We start from the raw sequence: 19,491 nt of genomic DNA on the forward strand, positions 1-19,491 counted from the left end.
GAACTTAGTTTCATTCAAGAAAACACGTAGACGAGGCCCTCCAACGGCCTCGTAGCCGTTACACAGCACCACCATCGACGATGAAGGTTTGCGCCGTAATGAGCCTTGAGTCATCCGCAGCCAAAAACAGGGCCATGCGGGCGATATCAGGTGGCAGGAGATGTTCCTTCAAACATTGAACCTGCAGATATTCTTGAAACTTTCCCTGATAGATCGCTTTTGCGCGAACAACTTGCCTCTCAGTCAACACCCAGCCGGGTGCAATTGAGTTCACGCGAATGTTGCGCTCCCCCAATTCTCTTGCGAGCGACTTCGTCATTCCCATCACCGCAGACTTGGCTGTGGTGTAGAAAACGAGCCCCGCGGCACCGCGCATCCACGAGATCGAGCCCATGTTGATGATCGTGCCACCACCAAGCTTCACCATGCCGTCAATCACAGCTTGAACGGCGAAAAACTGGTGTCGCAAATTCGTGTTCTGCCGATCGTCCCAATAGTCGGGAGTGATCTCTTCGATCACCAGTCGATCGTCGTTACCGGCATTGTTCACCAATACCGAAATCGTCCCGATCTTCTCGCTCAAGGCCAGAATAGATCGGCGCATTGCCTCGATATCGCGGAGGTCACAAACCGCGTAGTCAGGCCGCGTGCCCGTCTTCTGCTCGACCGACACGGCGCAATTTTCTGCAACTGCTGCATCGAGCTCAATGAAGCCAACCTTGCATCCTTGCGCTGCAAAGTGTTCGACCAACGAAGCCCCGATACCCGACCCGCCGCCCGTAATTAGGACGGCTTTTCCGGCCAAGCTCGGATAACGCGCAACCTCGACATCAACCTTTGCGATAAGCTCTTCGTGCACCATCACGCGGCCTCCAAAGCCACCGGGCGCGCCGACGCTAAAGTGCGCCCATCAGCGCCGAAGACATGCAGGAGCGTGGCATCGAAACTGACACCGATGGTTTCATTTTTACGCACGGCACGCTCGCCAGCGACACGAACGACGAGCACGTCATCGCTGCCTGTCAGCGCCACGTAAGCATATGTGTCACTGCCCAAATGCTCGGTCATTGTCACCGTGCCGGAGAGCGCATGTGGCTTCGAAAGATCTACAAGATCAATGTGTTCCGGGCGAATACCAACTTCAGTTGGAATATCTCGGAGCGCTGCAGGCACCGTAACAATGCCGCCCGACACCTCATGCCGCCCGTCACCAGTCTTGCTGCCCAATTGCAAGAAATTCATCTTGGGACTGCCGATAAAGCCCGCGACAAAGCGGTTCTGCGGCGCATTGTACAGCTCAAGCGGCGAGCCAATCTGCTCAACCACGCCGCCATGCAGTACGACAATCTTGTCCGCAAGCGTCATCGCTTCAACCTGGTCGTGGGTCACATACACCATGGTCGTGCCCAGACGTTCTTTCATACGTGCGATTTCAATCCGCATCTCGACGCGTAAGGAAGCATCCAGGTTCGAAAGCGGCTCGTCGAACAGAAAAATCCTCGGCTCGCGAACGATTGCACGTCCGATGGCTACACGCTGGCGCTGACCACCAGACAACTGGCGCGGCTTACGATCCAGATAGTGATCAATACGCAGAACCTTGGCCGCCTTTTCAACGCGTGCCTTGATTTCATCCTTGCTTACACCCGCGAGGCGAAGCGCGTAGCCCATGTTTTCTGCGACGGACATGTGCGGATACAAGGCATAGCTCTGGAAGACCATGGCGATACCGCGCTTTGCCGGGGCGACATCATTCACGATCTCCCCATCAATCGCTATTTTGCCGGCGGTGATTTCGTCCAAGCCACAAATCAACCGCAGCAAGGTTGATTTACCGCATCCCGACGGGCCAACGAAAGCGACGAACTCACCGTCCTCTACGGTAAGATCGATCCCCTTGAGCACCTCGGTTGCGCCGAAGGATTTTTTAATGCCGCTAAGTTCAAGCTTTGCCATTTTAGTGCTTTCGTTCAGCCCGCAAACATGTTGCTCGGCAGGCCTTTAATGCCCGTATCAATCGCAAACACGCTTCCGGAGAGAGGGGCGTCCGCAAGCTGGGCAGCGGACAAACGAATTCGAGCGGTGGTAACAAATAAGGTTTGCAGATCCTCGCCACCGAAAACGCATGATGTTGGTCGTGGAACGGGGAGGTTGATGACACGCTCAACCTTGCCTTCTGGGTCATAGCGCGTGACACACCACCCATCCCAATGGGCAACCCAAAGGAAACCTTCAGCATCGACAGTTAGCCCGTCCGGCTTGCCTTCAGATTCAGGCACAACAACGAAGGGCCGTCGGCCTGAAATCGAACCGGATTCCAGATCGAAATCATAGGCGTAGATCGTCTGCTTGGCTGTGTCGGTAAAGTAGAACGTCTTGTCATCCGGGCTCCAATCAAGCCCGTTTGAAACATGGATTCCACGATCCATCTCATAGGCTTTGCCATCGGGGTCCAAACGCCAAAGGCGACCCTGATCCGGTGATGTGTCGATGGCCAAAGTACCGCCCCAAAGACGCCCCTTGCGATCGCATTTGCCGTCGTTAAACCGGTTGCCCGGACGATCTGCCTCCAACCGCGCCAGTGTTGTGACACTGCCTGTGGGCATATCGATGCCGCGAATATCGCCGTGCATACCGGCGACAAAACCGCCACGCGTCCGTGGCACCATAAAGCCAACCAGCTCCGGAACGGTGACACTTGTATAGGTGCCCTTTTCTGGGTCACCCGCATGCACCGACGGCGCCAGAATATCGACGAAATAAAGCTTCTTGTCCTCGGCAGACCAATACGGCCCCTCCCCTAGGAAGGAGCTTGCCGGGATCACACACCGCACGTCGGCGCGATCAACCCCAAGTGGACGGGGTTGGATGCCTAGCGACATAGCGAACTCTCCGAAGTTACCAGATGTGCGACGTCCAGCCTCAATCACATCACGCCCAAGAGCATGGAGGCGATCAAGCGGGAGCCGGAATGTAGGTGCGATTATGCCAATGGCGCCAATAGGTTCGCCACGATGGTTCAAAACTGGTGCAGCGACCGAGGAAATGCCGACATGCTGCTCATCCACCGACACAGCATAGCCACGCGCTTTGATCAGATCGAGCTGGCGCGCCAGTTCTTCCGGATCGGTAATTGTACTGTCGGTAAAGCGCTCAAGATTTGAATCTGCCAACAGCGCCCGGCGCTTCTCAAGTGGCAAATGGGCAAGAATGGCTTTCCCCAGACCACTCGCGTGAACCGCCGCCCGACTGCCAACCCCATTGTTTAGACGCAATGGCTGCGGCACTTCACGCTGGTCAATGTAGAGTATGCTTTGGCCATCCATGACCCCAAGCCGAATGGCCTCGCCGGTCATATCGCGAAGGCGCTCGAGCTCTGGCTCAGCAGCACCACGCAGGTCAAAGTCATCCCAGACCTTGTGCGCCCATTGAAACAACCGCGCGCCCAAACGGTATTTTTGATGACGGCTATCGAAGGTGAGCAGGTTCTCTTCGACCAAAGCCTGCAGCAGCCGATGCAGCGTACCCTTCGGCATCGCCGTTTGTTCGAGCAATTCGGTAAACCGCAGCCCTACTGCCGCATTGGCGACGATATCCAATATCTGGACGCCGCGCGTTAAAGCCTGGACGCCAGGGGTGGACGGCACATCGCCATCACCCTCTTTGCCAATGCTCACCGCATGTTCTTGCGCGTTCGCCATAACCTCTCCCGGAACCGTCAGTTGCTGACGATCTATACAGCGATTGCTTTGCTGTGTTGTCATTTGGATATCTTGGAACTAAGTTCCATGTCAATCATGCATCGGACAGTTTGTCCTAGGGAGTGAAGATGCACATCCGTAAAATTGACCATTGGCTCGTCCGCATGCCCTTCACAGAAGACATCTTGTGGGGCTCAGGACGCCGCATCGGCACAACGCGCCTTGTCTGCCGTATAGAGACGGACACCAGCATTATCGGCTATGGAGAAACCATCTCTCTCATCGCCAATGTTCCCGCAGTTTTTGCCGATATCGTTGCACCACTTGCCATCGGCTATCCGGTTGCAGATGTGGAACGCTTACATCGCCACGTGCTGGGCGCTGGGTTCTATCACCACAAACGCGCCGCGGTTATGGCCATTGCCGCCCTTGAAATGGCAATGTGGGATGCCCTTGGCAAACAAGCGCAATTGCCACTTTATGCTCTCTGGGGCGGCAAGTGGCGCAAAGATGTTGAGGCCGCGGCGTATCTGTTCACCAGTGACACAAACAGCTTATCGGAACGCCTGCAGCGCTTTCTGGATGCGGGCTATGAGACATTCAAAGTCAAAATTGGCTTCGATGAAAAGACCGACCTCACCCTCGCTGAGGCCGCTCGTAAAGTTATCGGGGATCGCCCCCTCCGCCTCGACGTAAACGGCGCCTGGACTCCCGGGACGGCAAAGCGTCAGCTTGAGAAACTTCGCCAGTTCGACCCAGCCTATGTCGAGCAACCCCTAGAACTCGACGACCTGCATGGCCATGCCGCATTGGTCGCCAATCAGCCAGTTCCCATCGCCCTAGACGAGAGCGCCTATACGCTTGCCGATGTCGGCAATATCGTCCGCGCGAGCGCCGCCGACGTGGTGCTGCTTGATCCTCATGAAGCCGGCGGGCTTTGGCAGACCATTAAAGCTGCTGCAATCTGCGAGGCTGTGGGCATCCCTGTCACCTTACATTCCGGGGCGGAGCTGGCTCTCTCTCAGTCGGCTTATATACATTTGGCAGCGTCATTGCCGAATATGACTTTGGCGATAGACACTGAGCGCGCCTATCTCGGCGACGACATCAGCCCCAATGCACCAAAACTGAGCAACGGCCGATTTGCCATCCCAGAAGCCCCAGGCTTGGGCGTCGACATCGATGAGGCTGCCTTAGAACGCTACCGTGTCGACGGCATTGTCGGGGCCTATCTCGATACTGAGCGCAAAGACTGGTTCCCTGTTAAACCTGCATATTGATTGACATGTTTTTAGCAATCGAATGGACATCCACGAATTTTCATGCGTGGCTTCTCGACCAATCCGGCACAATCCAAGGCGAGCATCAGTGCCCGCGCGGGGTAAATAGCGTCACCAACAAAGACTTTGCCGGCGTCGTGCGCGAGGAACTCGCGCATTGGCTCACCAAGGTGGACGCCATCTATATTTCCGGCATGGCAACCAGCCGCACAGGCTGGCTCGAGTCTCCGTTTGCAACCCTACCCGCACGACCGCAGGACCTCATCAAGGCCGCGGTAGAAGCACGTCCTGACGGCCTACCGACTGTCTTCTTTCTTCCAGGCCTCGCCCGAACACTCCCCTTGCCGGATGTGATGCGCGGTGAGGAGATGGCCATTTTTGGCATCGAAGGCAGCTTGCCCAAAGCCATTATTCTGCCCGGAGCCCATAGCAAGTGGGTCACGACAGATGGCGAGGCGATCACCGACCTGACGACCTATATGTCCGGCGAAGTGTTCAATCTGCTGCGGAAAGACTCCCTAGTCTCCAAGCTTATTCCCGCGGACTACACCCCTTCGCCGGAAGGCTTCGACAAAGGCTTAGCAATTGCCCGCGACAAGCGAGCTCTGCCCGGCGGCGTCCTACAACGCATTTTCTCCGCCCGGTCACTTGTTCTTTTTGACCAACTCCCCGCTGCGGGGATTGCAGACTACCTGCAAGGCCTCATCATCGGCTGCGAGATCGTTGAAGCGCTCAGTGGCAAGTCGCAACCAAGCGAGATCGTTGTCCTCGGACAGTCACCAATCGCCGACGCATACCGGACAGCCCTAGCCGCTTTTGGAATTGCTTCACCAACGCGCGCTGCAAACGCCGCTTATGGCTTTGCCAAAATTCTAAAGCAGTAAGCGGCCATGGCAAACATCACCCTCGAAACGAGCACAAGTCGTCTTGTGGCAACCCTCGACGGTGGTGGCTTGCTAGAGTTCGCAGCGCGCACCAACATTGGCTGGCAGGACGTTCTGCGCCCCGCCAGTGCCGCCCCACAGTCACCCCTCGACAGAGCCCTCATCATCATGGCGCCTTGGTGCAATCGCATCGGCGATGGTGGTTTTGAAGCAAATGGCCGTTTCTACCCTGTCCGCCCCAATCTCCCCGACTTCCCCCTGCCGCTGCACGGCACTGCGTTTCAATCACACTGGACAGAGGAGCGCCGTACCACCGACAGACTAGTGCTCTCCCGAAGCTCCACCACCGAAGCGCCTTTTCACTACCACCCCCAAGTCACCTACGCGTTGACCAACAATGGCTTGGACGCAAAACTTGAGGTGACAAATACCGGACCCGAAGGCATGCCCTTCGGTATCGGACTGCACCCTTGGTTCGTCGCGACCAGCCACGCAACCCTGCAGTTCGATGCCCAAAGCAAGGTGGTCATCGATACTGCTGGACTGCCTACACACACCACAGATGCCGAAAATGCATTTTCGATAGCGACCGAGCTTCCTCAAAATCGGATCGACAATAGTTTTCTAAATTGGAACGGGACTGCGGTCCTGAACCTCGGCGAGCGCACGGTTACCCTGCAATCCGACGCCCCAATTCTTCATCTGTTCTCACCGTCGAGCACGGCCGGGTTTTGTTGCCTCGAGCCAACAACAGCTGCCCCAAATCACTCGAATTTCAAAGCGAGCACGACCCCGCTCCTGATGCCACAGCAGCGCGTCGCCGTGATGATGAGCATCAATATCCACCGCAACTGACGTTCATTCCTCCAGCCGTCACCCTCGGGCTTGACCCGAGGGCTCTGCACTTACCGGAGCAATCCAAAGAACAGTCGCCTCAGGCCAATATCTCGACCCGTGAGCTCTCAGCCACGCGGCGCATGTTCACGTTTTTAGCTCTGAGCCCGTGGCACGCCACGCAATATTGCTATGCCCCAAACAGAGGCATAGGCTGCTCGCCAAGGAGGACAACACGATGGATACCGCGAGCAAATTTGGGGGCGTCACGCCCTACCTCAGCGTCGATGGCGCACGCAAAGCGATCGAGTTCTATAAGGCCGCCTTTGGCGCGATAGAGCGCCACGCCTTGCCAAGCGACGACGGCAAGCTGATCATGCATGCCCATATCGACATCAACGGAACGCCGATCTTCCTCAGCGACTTCTTTCCCGACTACGGCTATCCCGCCGTCCCGCCGCAGGCCTTCAACCTGCACATTCACGTCGACAACGCTCAGATGTGGTGGGACCGCGCCTTGGCGGCAGGATGCACAGTTGGCCAGCCGCTCGAAAAGCAATTTTGGGGTGATATCTATGGTCAGCTAAAAGACCCCTTCGGCGTCACCTGGGCCATCGGCCAAGAGACCGCAGACTCATAAGACACTCTGCCCGTCGGGATCAGCCGAACCTCAGCCGCATGTCTCCAAGACTTTGCCGATCATCGTCTTGGAGCCACGCGCACCAAACACATGCGTATCAAGCTGATCAAAAGCCCCTCCGCCTTTCGTACGCACAAAGGCAACCCGCATACTGTCCCGCGCCTGTTGCGCAATCCGCGCCCACTGCCGCGCCACGGGCCCCCGCACGATCACCGAACTCCCCTCCAGATGCACCAGCGGCATATCCTGCGCAAAGCTAGTTCCACCCCCAGAGGACACCCGGCTTCCAGTAGCCGCGTCCGGGGTAATCGCTACGCTGATCGAACTCGCACCCACCACAGCCTTGTCCGGTGACTTCACCCAAAAACCCATGGTGAGCGTTCCGCCGCGACACGCAAACTGAAACTGGGCCTTGTCTGTCTCGAACCACGCAATGGGCGTCGCACCGCCCTCATAGCGCCAAAGCTCATCGGCCATGAGCGGCGCGGTGAAAGCCAAAGAAAGAACTGCGGCAGCAAAAATACGCATGGCAAACCAGTGAGTGATCAACAGGTTCACTGGCCCCCAAAACCGCTAAAATTCTCTTTCAATTTTCGCGAGCCAACAAAAGGTGATGACCCAGTCGCACACGGCGCCTGTTGCGCCGATCAAATAATTTCAGAGCACTTGCCAAGAGTTCGAGAGCAGAACACTCTCCTTCTCATCAAAGGACAAGCTTGGCTTGAGGACGAGTCTCATATGACCGAAGAACACTCCAATATCGGACTTAATCGTCGCCATGTTCTGTTTGGCGCAGCGTCGTTAGCGGCCCTGACGCTGGCCGGGTGCACGAGCATGGGCGGTGGCATGTCTCACGAGGAAGCTCTGCTCGCCTATGGTCCTCTGCCCAAAGAACGTTTTCCGGTCCCGGCCGTCAATCTGAACAAGGTCGACCCACGGTATTTGCGCCGCACGGTCGCCTATAAATCCAGTGAAGCGCCGGGAACGATCATCGTCGACCCGGGAAAATTTTATGTCTATCGCATCGAGGGGAACGGCATGGCAACGCGCTACGGCGCCAATGTTGGCCGCGCAGGCTTTCTCTGGAATGGCGACGCTTACATCGGCCGCAAGGCCGAGTGGCCGGTCTGGACGCCGCCCCGCGAAATGATCGCCCGCCAACCTGAAGTGGCAAAATATGCAGGCGGCATGGCCCCCGGCCTCTATAATCCACTCGGGGCACGGGTGCTCTATCTGTACCAAGATGGGCGCTACACGCTCTACACCATCTATAGCACCATCATGCCGGAGACGATCGGCAAGAACATCACCAGTGGCTGCGTCGGCCTGCTCACGCAAGACGCCAAGCATCTGTTCGACCAAACCCCGGTCGGCACCAAGGTTGTGGTGCTCAAGGCCTAGTCGCCAAAACACAAAAGGCCCCTGCGGGGGCCTTTTAGCAGTCTATCGACGATTGGGCCTCAGCGGTCCTGCTCGTCGCTCCAGCCTTTGGCCCACATCATGCCAATGATCGCCCCTTTGATGGGCGGCATCACCGCGAGCGAGCCGAAAAGCGTCACCGGCACCAAAATATAGAGATAGAACATCGGGTCATTCGCTCCCCGCAGTTCCATATCCAGCATCAACACAGCGACAACATGAACAATGAGCGTGATGACCACGAGGCTGGTAAACAACCCGGCCTTAAACTCGCCGATTGGTTCATTGCAGTTGGCGCAGACATCCACCTGTTCGAGATAGTGATGGAATAGCCATCCCTTCCCACAATTTGGGCACTTGCACTTGAGGCCACGCTTCATCGCTGGCCATACGCGCTTCTGGTTAGAGACTGGCTCTTGCATCTGCCTTCCCCTCTTTCGGATTGCGGCCCTCTAGGGCTAGGTCCGCATACCGCCTGGGTCAAAGTGGCGATTTGTATCACCCTGACCAAATTTTACGCATCAGGCGACTATAGTAGCCAAATCCCAAGGAGATCGGCCACGGAACAATTTTTACGCGTGTGCGGTGCCTTAAGGGAGAAACACGCATATGGGTTCCACACTCTTGACCTTACCCCTTGGGAAGGCCGTACCTACCGTGCCGGTCCCGCCAACCATCGGTCAATCCGGCCAATTGCGGCCCACTTAAGCCGACTCAGCGGCTTTCAAATAGCGCTCGAAAAACCATAAAACGCTGTCCCGCATCTGGGGCGTTTCCATATGGCCAACACCGGGCTCTATCAGCAAGTCGAGCGCTTCCGGTTTGCCCAGATAGGCCGCTTCAAGCTCCAGCCAAGCAGCCTTAAACGCATCGGGCGGCGTCAGGCTATCGTCTTCACCGATGCAGACCATTTGCGGGCGCGGCGCGATTAAGGCTGCCACCTGCCCAGCGTCAAACTCTTCGAGCAAGCCCGGCACGACCATATAGATGCCGTGACCATCATGCGCCCCGGAGGCGATCATCTCCCTCTGATTGGCAAAGCAACAGAGGTGTGCCACCACGGCAATGCGCTCGTCCAAGGCGGCATGAAAATAGCTCAGCGTCGACCCCATGGACATGCCCAGCGCACCGATGCGACCGGGATCAACATCGTCTCGGCTAGCGAGATAACTCAATGCGGCAGCTTCTTCATTGAGCATTTTGCCGAGCAGGGATTTCCCATACCAAAGCAAGGCCTTAGACGCGCTCGCTTCAGTAACGGTGTTACGTCGACCAAAACAGGGCATGTCGATGCACAGGGTGACATAGCCCGCTTTCGCCAAGGCCGGCCCAGGCCCATCGAGCAAATACTCCCGCCCCCGGATCAACTCCTCGGCGCCAATATCGTAATTGCCACCATGCGAATGTGCATAAAGGATCGCCGGTCCTTGTCCGTTCTGGTTGAGGGGCTTGGTCAGAAGCCCCCGCACCTGCTCTGCGCCGATTTGAAGCGTTAGAACTTCAAGAACATAGCCGTCACGTCTAGTTTCGAGGCTATCGATGACTGCTGCCTCGGGAACCTGCCAGCGAATGAGCTCAGCAAGCCGAGCGCGTGTCTTCGTCATGGTCCCCTCCAAGCCCAAAACCTAAGCGTCAAACAATCATACTTTTGAGAAAGTTCAAACTCCTTCCGCCACGTATAATTACCGCGCAGCAAGGCGATAGCGGCTCACCCGGCGTTCCAGAACCTGCAACAGATCGTTGATAATAATAGCCAACAGCGCAACGACCAGCGCCCCCTGAGCGATGAAGGCAATGTTGGAGTTGATCAATCCTGCGATGATCGTCTCCCCCAAGGTCGAGGCGGCAACTGTCGAACCAATCGTTGCCGTTCCCAGCGAAATAATCGCCGAAATCCGAATGCCTGCCAAAATCGCAGGCATAGCAATAGGCAATTCCACCTGCGTCAGCTTCTGCCATCCGGTCATGCCGACACCCTCTGCGGCTTCCGCAACTTGGGGTGGCACCGAGCTTAGCCCCGTTAGCGCATTCTCAAAGATCGGCAGCAAGCCATAGAGAAACAGCGCCAGAAGCGTCGGTGCTGTACCAAACCCCAGGATGGGCACCGCAAGGGCCAGAACCGCCACAGGCGGAAAGGTCTGTCCGACGTTGGCCAGCGTGCGCGACAGCGGCAGGAATTCCCGACCGAAAGGTCGCGTCACCAAAATCGCCAGTCCCACAGCCAATACAGCGCCCGCAAGTGTCGCCGCCAGCACCAGACCTAAATGGCTCAGCACCAGATTCAACACCGTGTTCTGCGTATAAATCACCGGCTGGCCCTCCTTGGCGAGAGGCGCGAACACAGGCTCAAACCACTGCGGCTGCGCAATGAATGCGACAAGGATGGCCAGCACAACTATATTGATCAGCGCGCCCCACCTCATTGTGGCCTCGCCGCTTGCCGGATGGCCGTGTCGAGCGTCACACGTCCAATGATTGCCCCTTGCGCGTCAGCCACGGGCACGGCCTTGCGCCCGCTCCACAATGCCTCCTCCAGCGCATCGCGCAGTGTTACGTGCTGGCCCAGTGGCAGCCCGCTGGCCTCACCCGCCTCAATGAAGGTGCCAATGGGTTGCAACGCAAGGCGTCGGAACGCCCGCTCCCCACTCCCCAGCAAGGCCCCAACAAATGGCGTTGCAGGTTTGACAACAATCTCGAGCGGCACGTCATATTGAACCAGCCTGCCCTGGTCCATAACCGCGATCTTATCCCCCAGATCTATGGCCTCAGCCATGTCATGGGTCACGAGCACCACAGTCGTCCCTAGGCGTCGCTGAATGTGTTTGAGGTCTTCCTGCGCCCGCGATCGAATAATGGGATCGAGCGCGCCGAAGGGCTCATCCATAAGCAAGACTTTTGGCTCCGCCGCGAGCGCGCGGGCAACGCCAACGCGCTGTTGCTGCCCGCCAGAAAGTTCACTGGGATAGCGCTCCGCAAAATCCTGTTCAGGCAACTGAAACAGCTCAAGCAGTTCATGAACACGGCGCGCTATCTGACTCTGTTCCCAGCCCAAAAGACTGGGCACAGTCGCAATATTCTGCGCAACAGTGCGATGCGGAAAAAGGCCATGCCCTTGAATGGCGTAGCCAATCTCCCGCCGCAGCGTATGGGGTGGGACTGTCGAAATATCGCGTCCATCAATGCGGATTGCGCCGGAACTGGGCTCAACCAGCCGATTGATCATCCGCAAGAGCGTGGTTTTCCCCGACCCAGATGTCCCCACGATAGCAGCGATCTCGCCATCCGCCACGGTGAAGCTGACGTCATCGACAACGCATTTGTCGCCGAAGTGCTTAAAAACATGGTCAATTTCGATCATGTGCGCCCCTTCGTGGAAACACCTTCAACCAAAGCATCAAGAACAACGGCGGAGGCAAAGGCCAGCGCCACCGTCGGCACGGCACCGAGCAGGACCAGATCCATCGCCGTCTGACCAACGCCTTGAAACACAAAGACCCCTAAGCCTCCGCCGCCGATCAGCGAGGCAATGGTCGCAAGGCCAATGTTTTGGACCAGCACCACGCGGATTGCTGTGAGGAGCGAAGGAAAGGCGAGCGGAAGCTGGATGCGCAACATCCGCTGCCATGTGGTCATACCCATGCCTTTGGCAGCTTCGTTGGCAGCGGCTGGCACCGCAGCAAGGCCAGAAAGAGTGTTGGCTACGACCGGCATCAAAGAATAGAGAAATAGCGCGACCATGGCAGGCGCGGGACCGATCCCTGCTATGCCCAGATTGGCCGCTCCGGGGATATTCGCCGAGACCCAGGCCAAGGGCGCAATCAGTAGACCGAACAGCGCAATGGAGGGCACGGTCTGGATCGCACTCAATACGCCGACGACGCCGGCCCGGATCGGCTTTGCTTTATGCAAAACAATGCCGAGAGGAATGCCAACGACAACTGCCGCTGCCAGCGAGCCAAGCGCGAGGATAATATGGGTGCCAAGCTCACGCCAGAATACCTCAGCCTGATTGGCATATTCGCGCAGCACCGAGACATTTTCCCAGAGCCCGAACCAGAGAGCGGCCCCCGCGAGACCCGCAATCAGCACCACGAGTGCGACCCGTGCAATCGGACCGAGCCTGAGCTTAACGACGCTATCCGTCGCCAAAAGCCCGAAAGCCAGCGCTGCAATCCACAGCCCACTGGCAGGCGCAGTTCGGGAAATCTTGTCGCCCTCTGTGGTTGCCATGTCCGCCGCAAAACCCAGTGCGACGGCTAGGCCAATAAGGGACGCCAAGGCCAGAACAAGCCGCCAACGCGGGTCAAACCTCAGCAGAGCGAGAGCGCCGACGCTCCCAAACATGACCATGGCCACAAGGCCCAAGGGCGCAGGGAGCGCATCGACCCAGCCCAAGGCTTGGCCGGGCACGATACGGTTGGCTTTGAAAACGACCAATGGCGACCACAAGGCAAACGCAACCAGCCCGGCGATAATCACGCCGAGCCGATCACACCACGCGTGCCCCATAGGTGCAGCTTGGCTTTCAACCACGCTCATCGCCAAGACAGCGACGGGCTAATTAGAGATAGCCCTGCTCAGTGAGCCAACTCACAGCCACATCCTTGGCTGCCTCGCCATTGACCTGAACCCGACCGTTCAGCTGTTGTAGAGTTGCCAGATCAAGCCCTTCGAAGATCGGACCCAAAATGTGCTCCAAATGCGGGTGCTCGTCGATAATCTCCTGACGGACGATTGCCGCTGGCTGGTACACAGGCTGCACGCCCTTGTCATCCTCCAGAACGACAAGATCGGAAGCCGAGATTGCGCCGTCAGTGCCATAGACCATGGCAACATTCACGCCATCCGTTTGCTGAGCGGCCGCAGCAATAGTGGCCGCCGTATCGCCACCAGCGAGCGTCACCAATTGTTCAGGCTTGAGGGTAAACCCATAGACCTCCTGAAATTTAGGCAAGGCTGCGGGCGAACTGACAAACTCTGCAGAAGCCGCCAGTTTCACCTCGCCGCCTCCGGCAACAAACTTACCAAAGTCAGAAAAGGTCACGAGCCCATTGGCTTCGGCGACGTCTCTGCGGAGCGCAACTGCCCAGGTGTTATTGGCAGGCGCAGGGGCAAGCCAGACGATCTTGTTGGCCTCCAGGTCCAGCTTCGCCGCCTCCGCATAGGCCTGTTCGGCATTGGTCCAGAGCGGATCATCGGCCTTATTGAAGAAGAAAGCCGCATTGCCGGTGTATTCTGGATAGATGTCGATCTGACCGGCCAGAATGGCCTCACGCACCACCGATGTTGCGCCCAACTGAATTTTCTCTGTCACTGCAATGTCATTGGCTTGCAGCACCTGCGAGATGATGTTGCCGAGCACCCCGCCTTCCGTATCAATTTTAGAGGCAACCACGACCTGTGCTTGGGTCATGGTGGTCGTCATTGCTAGCGCAATGGCAATGCTCGAAATTTTGGTCACGAAACGCATAGTTGAAAACTCTCCATGTCGTCTGGCCAAATCCAGCCCGGCAAAAGTCTCGCCGCGCTGAGTGACAGAACTTGTCAGGGTAAAATCCTGTCACACCGATGGGGTTCCCAAATTGCAGTCGTCCTAATCGCCGCGAGTCCTATGCGGCTTTCCGCTCCGCGCGGATCGCCACGAGGGCCGCGACAAGCGCAGCGAGCGCCGTGGCGAGCATGATGAGCAATAGCGAATAGCGCGCGTTCTCGGGCGTAATGATCACGCCGACCAATCCTGAGATAACGGCCGCCCCGCCCACGGAAATCGCGCTGGCAAGTCCCGCGGCACTCCCAATCAGCTGCGGCTTGACCGAAATCGCCCCCGCATTTGCGCTCGGCTGCGTAAAGCCATTGGCAAAGCCGACAAACATGCACGGCACAAAAAGCATCAGCACATGGTCTGCCCCTGCCCACACGACGAGCAGCCCACCCAAGAGCCCGCCGATGGCCAAAAGCCGCCCGAGCAGAAGCAATCGAGACAGCTCGAGCTTGCCCGACAAACGCCCGGCAAAAAAACTACCCAGCATGAAGCCGACCGTGATTGTCCCCAAGAGCAGGCCGAGGGTTGCGGGCGAAACGTTATAGAGTGCGTGCGCTGCCAGAGGCGCGCCAGCCAGGAACGCATAAAATCCGCCCATGGAGAAAGACATGCAAAGCGCATAGGCCCAGAATTTCTGCGACGACAGCAACTCCGGATAGGCCCGCATTTGCGACAGCACAGAGGTCGACCGCTTATAGTTGGTTTCGCGGAAATCAGACCAGCACAGAACCAGCACCAGAACCGCCAACACAGCCAGTAGCGCGAAACCGACGCGCCACCCGAACACTTGATCTATGACCCCACTGATGCTTGGCCCGAGCAAAGGGGCAATGCCCCAAGCCGTCGCGATATAGCCAATCTTGCTCGCGGCCTCTTCGCGCGTATGGACGTCGCGAATTGAGGCCAAAGACACCGCATAAACCGGCGCAATCACCGCCTGCACCATACGGAAAGCGAGGAAGCTGGTCGCGTCTTGCGCCAAGGCCGCGCCGAGCGTGGCGAAAAGAAAAACCGCGAGGGCGGCGAGAATGACCGGGCGTCGGCCAAAACGATCAGAAAGTGGCCCAAGCACCAGCTGCAAACACGCCGATACGCCAGCATACCCAGCCAGCGCCAAGCCGATAACGCCGTAATCAACCTCAAACTCCAGCGCCAAAGCCGAAAGCGACGGCACGATGAAATTTAACGGCAAGACAGCAAGTGCAGCCAGCAAAATCAGGGTTATGACGCGCGGCGCGCGAACTTCTGTCGTCATTGGGAAACCGCCTTTGCCAGCCGGAGATGGAAGTCGAAACTGAGCCTCAGCCCAGTTCCTTCCATTTCAGCTTAACCTATGCAGCACGACAAAAATCGCCAACTCTGTTCATCATGTGAGAGACAGCTCGCAACGGGCGTCTATTCGCCCGACCATGGCCCACTTGAGCCGCGGTGGACCAATGACACCGGCACAACACGATCTTCGCGGCTGATCCCCGGCGCCTTAATGCGTTGGATGAGCAGATCGACGGCCCCTTCGCCCAATCTGTCCAGTGGCTGACGCACGGTGGACAGGTCAATCAGCGGCCAGCTGCTCATCTGCATATCGTCGAAGCCGATGACAGAAACATCTTGCGGAACACGAAGTCCGAATGTTTTCAACGCGCTGAGTGCTGCAATCGCAACCAAATCATTCACGCAGGCAATAGCTGTCACCGCGCGCCGACCAATGGCCTCTATGGCGCTTTCTGGCAGCTGAGGAATGAGATCAACCTCGTGCTCCCATACAATCTCAAGCCGCCCATAGGCTGTGGCGAGAAATCCCGCCCGCCGACTTTCCGAGGAGAAAAGCTCCTGTCGTCCGCGCAAATAGCCAACGCGCTTATGACCCAGAGCGATGAGGTGCTCTGCCATCAGCCGCCCACCGACGAAATGATCAGACATGATGCTGTCTAGGCCGAGATGAGGAGAGTCCAAGGCAACGAGCGGGAAGTGTTCAATGCCGTCCATATCGAAGCCGGGATGAAGGAGGGCGACGGCCCCGTCGACTCCATGGTTGATCAGCGTCTGGATCAAATTCTCCTCGCGCTCAATCTCGGTTCCAGAATCAACAACAACGGTAGCGAAGCCATGCGCTTCAGCGCGCCTCTGAACTGCCTGTGCGATTTCGGGAAAGATCGGACTGGTCAAGCTAGGCAAGAGGCAACCAATAGTATTGTTGCGCCCGGTCTTGAGCGCACGAGCCGCGTTATTGCGCGTATAGCCCAACTCGGCCGCGACCCTGCGGACCAACTTATCCACCTCGGACGAGACTTTATTAAGATCGTTCAACACGTAAGAGACTGTAGCGGACGATACGCCCGCAGCTCTTGCGACGTCTTTGATGGTCGGACCGCGCCCTTTAATCATTCCGATCAAATCCCCCGTTCATCCGCCCCTTCATTGCTGAAAACTCCTCCGCCGCCAAGGAAATACTAGTCCCTGCCCGCTCCATCTTGACGCCCGCCAATAAATGCCTTTAAAAGTTTACACGATTAAACGCCGCTCATCAGGCGGTTTGCGAGCGCTCCGGCTTCCGCAGCGTGACGAAGGACTATTGCTATGAAAGCTTGGGAACTCACCCGAGATCTACTGCGCGACACCAAGCCTGTCGTGCGGACCGCTGAAGAACAGACCTGGGACGCGACCGATGTCATGGCCGGGACGGACTTCAACCTCAAGCTCTTTTGGTCCAGCAATGTTCCGGGCTCCGCGGCCCCAGAAAGCCTGATGGCTGGCGCGCTGCAGTCGCTTGAAAACAAGGGCTACATCCTCGCGCCTTACGCTGACTTGCTCCAGCAAGGTCTCGATGCCGTTGCCGCTGGCGACTACGAAAACCTCTACATGATCGACATGCGCCTGCGCGCCATCATGCAGGCCGCCAAGCCCGATCCAGAACACAAGTCGCAGAAGACCCTGCGCTACCAGTCTTGGGAAGAGTTCGACGCGGCCGTAACGTGGCCAGCTGACGACGCTGTCGACACCACCAGCGAAGATTTCGCCGATCAGACCCGCGCCGCTTGGCTCGGTCAGCTCGTTGGCGCCGCTGCCGGCACCGCGCTCGAAGGCTACACCGCTGACAATATTGCCGAAGTGTTCGGCCCGATCACCAGCTACCCGCGCGAACCCAACACCTATAACGACGATATCACCTTCGAGATCGCCTTCCTCGAAGCCTATCGCGAAAAGGGTTCGGCTGTGACCGGTGAAGACATCGCCGCTCGTTGGACTGGCATGATCCCGCTCGGCTGGTCGGCAGAAGCTATCGCGCTCAACAATATCCGTCGTGGCATTCTCCCGCCCGTCTCCGGTTCGCTCGACAACCCATTCGACGAATGGATCGGCGGCCAGATGCGCGGCACCATTTGCGGCATGGTCGTTCCCGGCCAGGCTCGTGAAGCCGCACGCCTTGCTTATATGGACGCTGAAATCTCTGCAGCCGGTAACGGCATTTTGGGCGAAGTGTTCAATGCCGTTCTCGCGGCCCGCGCTTACACGCTCACCGACACGCGTGAGCTGCTGAACTCGACTATCGATCTCATCTCCACCGAAACCGAATACGGTGCCGTTCTGGCTTTCGCGCGCAATGCTTGCGAAACCTCGCCAGATTGGCGCTCGGCTTGGGCCAAGTGCGATGAAGAATACGTCGAATACAACTGGATCCACGTGTACCCCAACGCTGCCGCTCAGGTCGTGGCGCTGTGGTTTGGTGAAGGCGACTTCGACAAGACCCTCGAAATCATCTGCGGCATTGGTCACGACGTTGACTGCAACGCCGCTCAAATCCTGTGCGTCATCGGCATTCAGAAGCGCAGCGGCGTGATCGCAGAGAGCTGGTACAAGCCGCTGATCGCAGACGATATCGTCACCTACATGCGCCGACCGGCTAAAATCGCCTTCGCAGACCTCGTTGCCCAGACAATTGAGGGCGCGCAGAAGGCGTGACGAACACAGAGCATGGCGGTGCCCCACTGCCGTGCTCTGCCCACCTTACGCCCGTCAAGAGGCGTAGAAACGCAAGGCCCTTCCCCCGAGGGCCTTGCAACCTCTAGCGGCTAGTCTTTCAGCCGCACCCAGCGACCATCAGAATGGCTTTTCGCCATGGCATGGATAGCGCGCTCAATCTCCAGCCCCTTGGCAAAATCAATCACATGCCCCTGCCCGCTCTTGATCGTGCGGATAAGCTCGTGCGCCTCGATCGCCTTGAGGTCGTTGAAACCCAGGCCATGGCCTGCTGCCGGAACAAATAGATTATAGGGAGGATGGTCGGGCCCAGCCAAAATGGTCCTGAACCCTTGATCGGCCGGCTTGCCGCTGCGCGTGAAGAGCTGCAACTCATTCATCCGCTCCTGATCATAGGCAATCGTGCCGTCAGAGCCAAAGAGTTGTATGGCAATGCGCCCCTTACGCCCCCAGGCGGCGCGGGACAGCTGAATGGCTCCAGAAGTACCGTCCGTCAGACGGAGGAGGACATGGGCGACGTCAAAGTTCTCAACATCGCGGGCCGTGCCGTCCGCGGTCACCCGGCTTGCATAGGGCTTCCCGAGATCGGCAAAAACCGCCTCAACAGGCTCGAGCATGGTCGAGAGAATGGACAGTGGATGCACGCCGAAATCATCGACCACGCCATAGCCGGACTTGGCCTCGCTGCGCCACGAGAAAGGCGCGTTCGCATCCGCCATAAAATCCTCATCCATCTCCACACGGAACGAATGCACCTGACCAATCGCGCCGGATTTGACCAGCTTGGCCATGTGCCGGACCATTGGATTTTGGATGTAATTATAGCCCAACACCGCCTTGCGGCCGCTCGCCTTGGCCGCCGCCAACATACGCTCGGCATCAGCAAAACTTGGCGACATCGGCTTTTCGCACCAAACATGCTTGCCAGCCTCAAGGGCCGCAATCGCCATTTCAGCATGCAGAGCATTGGGCGTCGTGATGGAGATGACCTGAACTTCGGGGTCCAGCAGCAGATCCCGCCAATTGCCGGTCGCGCGTTTAAACCCAAGCTTATGCGCCTGATCGTCGGCCAGTTCGCGGTTCCACTCGGCCAGATGGATCAGCCGTGGCCGCTCAACATCGCCGAATATGGACGCCACACTGTTCCAAGCCAGCGCGTGGCACTTCCCCATATAGCCTGTGCCGATAAGGCCAACACCTAAGCCCGCCATGC

At 57.8% G+C, this 19,491-nt stretch carries 19 protein-coding genes; 6 read left to right on the top strand and 13 right to left on the bottom strand.

The features are described from left to right. Positions 1–58: 58 nt before the first annotated feature. Genes H4N61_RS09360 through H4N61_RS09370 form a run of 3 tightly spaced genes read right to left on the bottom strand, consistent with a single transcriptional unit; the run spans position 59 to position 3,701 of the window. Complete coding sequence (locus H4N61_RS09360) at positions 59–862, bottom strand: SDR family NAD(P)-dependent oxidoreductase (protein WP_182393861.1); 804 nt, start codon at positions 860–862, stop codon at positions 59–61. Further along, entirely contained in the window at positions 862–1,956 is a 1,095-nt protein-coding gene (ugpC, locus tag H4N61_RS09365; RefSeq protein ID WP_182393862.1) for a sn-glycerol-3-phosphate ABC transporter ATP-binding protein UgpC, read from the bottom strand. The genes H4N61_RS09360 and ugpC overlap by 1 nt, the downstream gene beginning before the upstream one ends. A gap of 14 nt (positions 1,957–1,970) precedes the next feature. Next, positions 1,971–3,701: an SMP-30/gluconolactonase/LRE family protein gene (locus H4N61_RS09370; RefSeq protein WP_182393863.1), complete on the bottom strand. Its 1,731-nt coding sequence runs from the start codon at positions 3,699–3,701 to the stop codon at positions 1,971–1,973. Between the two features lie 128 nt (positions 3,702–3,829). Between H4N61_RS09370 and H4N61_RS09375 the strand changes: the two genes are divergently transcribed. The 4 genes from H4N61_RS09375 to H4N61_RS09390 all read left to right on the top strand — a co-directional run bounded on the left by H4N61_RS09375 (position 3,830) and on the right by H4N61_RS09390 (position 7,339). Continuing rightward, positions 3,830–4,981, top strand: a complete 1,152-nt coding sequence (locus H4N61_RS09375) for a mandelate racemase/muconate lactonizing enzyme family protein (protein WP_182393864.1) — start codon at positions 3,830–3,832, stop codon at positions 4,979–4,981. 5 nt (positions 4,982–4,986) lie between these two features. Then, a complete protein-coding gene (locus H4N61_RS09380) occupies positions 4,987–5,865 on the top strand; it encodes a 2-dehydro-3-deoxygalactonokinase (protein ID WP_182393865.1) in 879 nt (292 codons plus the stop codon). Positions 5,866–5,871: 6 nt separating this feature from the next. Next, complete coding sequence (locus H4N61_RS09385) at positions 5,872–6,720, top strand: hypothetical protein (RefSeq protein WP_182393866.1); 849 nt, start codon at positions 5,872–5,874, stop codon at positions 6,718–6,720. Positions 6,721–6,937: 217 nt separating this feature from the next. Next, positions 6,938–7,339, top strand: a complete 402-nt coding sequence (locus H4N61_RS09390) for a VOC family protein (RefSeq protein ID WP_169196411.1) — start codon at positions 6,938–6,940, stop codon at positions 7,337–7,339. A gap of 30 nt (positions 7,340–7,369) precedes the next feature. Here H4N61_RS09390 and H4N61_RS09395 read toward each other — a convergent pair whose 3' ends face one another. Then, positions 7,370–7,897 carry a hypothetical protein gene (locus H4N61_RS09395; RefSeq protein ID WP_169196410.1) on the bottom strand — a complete coding sequence of 176 codons (528 nt, stop codon included), beginning with the start codon at positions 7,895–7,897 and terminating at the stop codon, positions 7,370–7,372. Between the two features lie 180 nt (positions 7,898–8,077). Here H4N61_RS09395 and H4N61_RS09400 point away from each other — a divergent pair, with 180 nt between their 5' ends. Continuing rightward, entirely contained in the window at positions 8,078–8,740 is a 663-nt protein-coding gene (locus tag H4N61_RS09400; protein WP_182393867.1) for a L,D-transpeptidase, read from the top strand. Positions 8,741–8,799: 59 nt separating this feature from the next. On the opposite strand, the gene H4N61_RS09405 is transcribed toward H4N61_RS09400, so the two are convergent. The 8 genes from H4N61_RS09405 to H4N61_RS09440 all read right to left on the bottom strand — a co-directional run bounded on the left by H4N61_RS09405 (position 8,800) and on the right by H4N61_RS09440 (position 16,685). Continuing rightward, positions 8,800–9,180, bottom strand: coding sequence for a DUF983 domain-containing protein (locus tag H4N61_RS09405; RefSeq protein ID WP_169196408.1), 381 nt, complete (start codon positions 9,178–9,180; stop codon positions 8,800–8,802). A 282-nt stretch (positions 9,181–9,462) separates the two neighbouring features. Continuing rightward, entirely contained in the window at positions 9,463–10,362 is a 900-nt protein-coding gene (locus H4N61_RS09410) for a dienelactone hydrolase family protein (protein WP_169196407.1), read from the bottom strand. A gap of 78 nt (positions 10,363–10,440) precedes the next feature. Beyond that, complete coding sequence (locus H4N61_RS09415; protein WP_169196406.1) at positions 10,441–11,181, bottom strand: ABC transporter permease; 741 nt, start codon at positions 11,179–11,181, stop codon at positions 10,441–10,443. Next, positions 11,178–12,116, bottom strand: coding sequence for an ABC transporter ATP-binding protein (locus H4N61_RS09420; protein WP_169196405.1), 939 nt, complete (start codon positions 12,114–12,116; stop codon positions 11,178–11,180). Before H4N61_RS09420 ends, H4N61_RS09415 begins: the two co-directional genes overlap by 4 nt. Further along, positions 12,113–13,267 carry an ABC transporter permease gene (locus H4N61_RS09425; RefSeq protein WP_182395995.1) on the bottom strand — a complete coding sequence of 385 codons (1,155 nt, stop codon included), beginning with the start codon at positions 13,265–13,267 and terminating at the stop codon, positions 12,113–12,115. Before H4N61_RS09425 ends, H4N61_RS09420 begins: the two co-directional genes overlap by 4 nt. 52 nt (positions 13,268–13,319) lie before the next feature. Then, positions 13,320–14,228, bottom strand: a complete 909-nt coding sequence (locus H4N61_RS09430; protein ID WP_182393868.1) for an ABC transporter substrate-binding protein — start codon at positions 14,226–14,228, stop codon at positions 13,320–13,322. A gap of 139 nt (positions 14,229–14,367) precedes the next feature. Next, positions 14,368–15,555, bottom strand: coding sequence for an MFS transporter (locus H4N61_RS09435; RefSeq protein WP_182393869.1), 1,188 nt, complete (start codon positions 15,553–15,555; stop codon positions 14,368–14,370). A 140-nt stretch (positions 15,556–15,695) separates the two neighbouring features. Continuing rightward, entirely contained in the window at positions 15,696–16,685 is a 990-nt protein-coding gene (locus tag H4N61_RS09440; RefSeq protein ID WP_169196402.1) for a LacI family DNA-binding transcriptional regulator, read from the bottom strand. Between the two features lie 192 nt (positions 16,686–16,877). Here H4N61_RS09440 and H4N61_RS09445 point away from each other — a divergent pair, with 192 nt between their 5' ends. Continuing rightward, on the top strand, positions 16,878–18,260 hold the full coding sequence (locus tag H4N61_RS09445) for an ADP-ribosylglycohydrolase family protein (protein WP_169196401.1): 1,383 nt from the start codon (positions 16,878–16,880) through the stop codon (positions 18,258–18,260). Between the two features lie 110 nt (positions 18,261–18,370). Here H4N61_RS09445 and H4N61_RS09450 read toward each other — a convergent pair whose 3' ends face one another. Next, a complete protein-coding gene (locus tag H4N61_RS09450) occupies positions 18,371–19,489 on the bottom strand; it encodes a Gfo/Idh/MocA family oxidoreductase (RefSeq protein WP_169196400.1) in 1,119 nt (372 codons plus the stop codon). Positions 19,490–19,491 lie beyond the last annotated feature (2 nt).

It is taken from the genome of Devosia sp. MC521 (assembly GCF_014127105.1).
Lineage (GTDB): Bacteria > Pseudomonadota > Alphaproteobacteria > Rhizobiales > Devosiaceae > Devosia.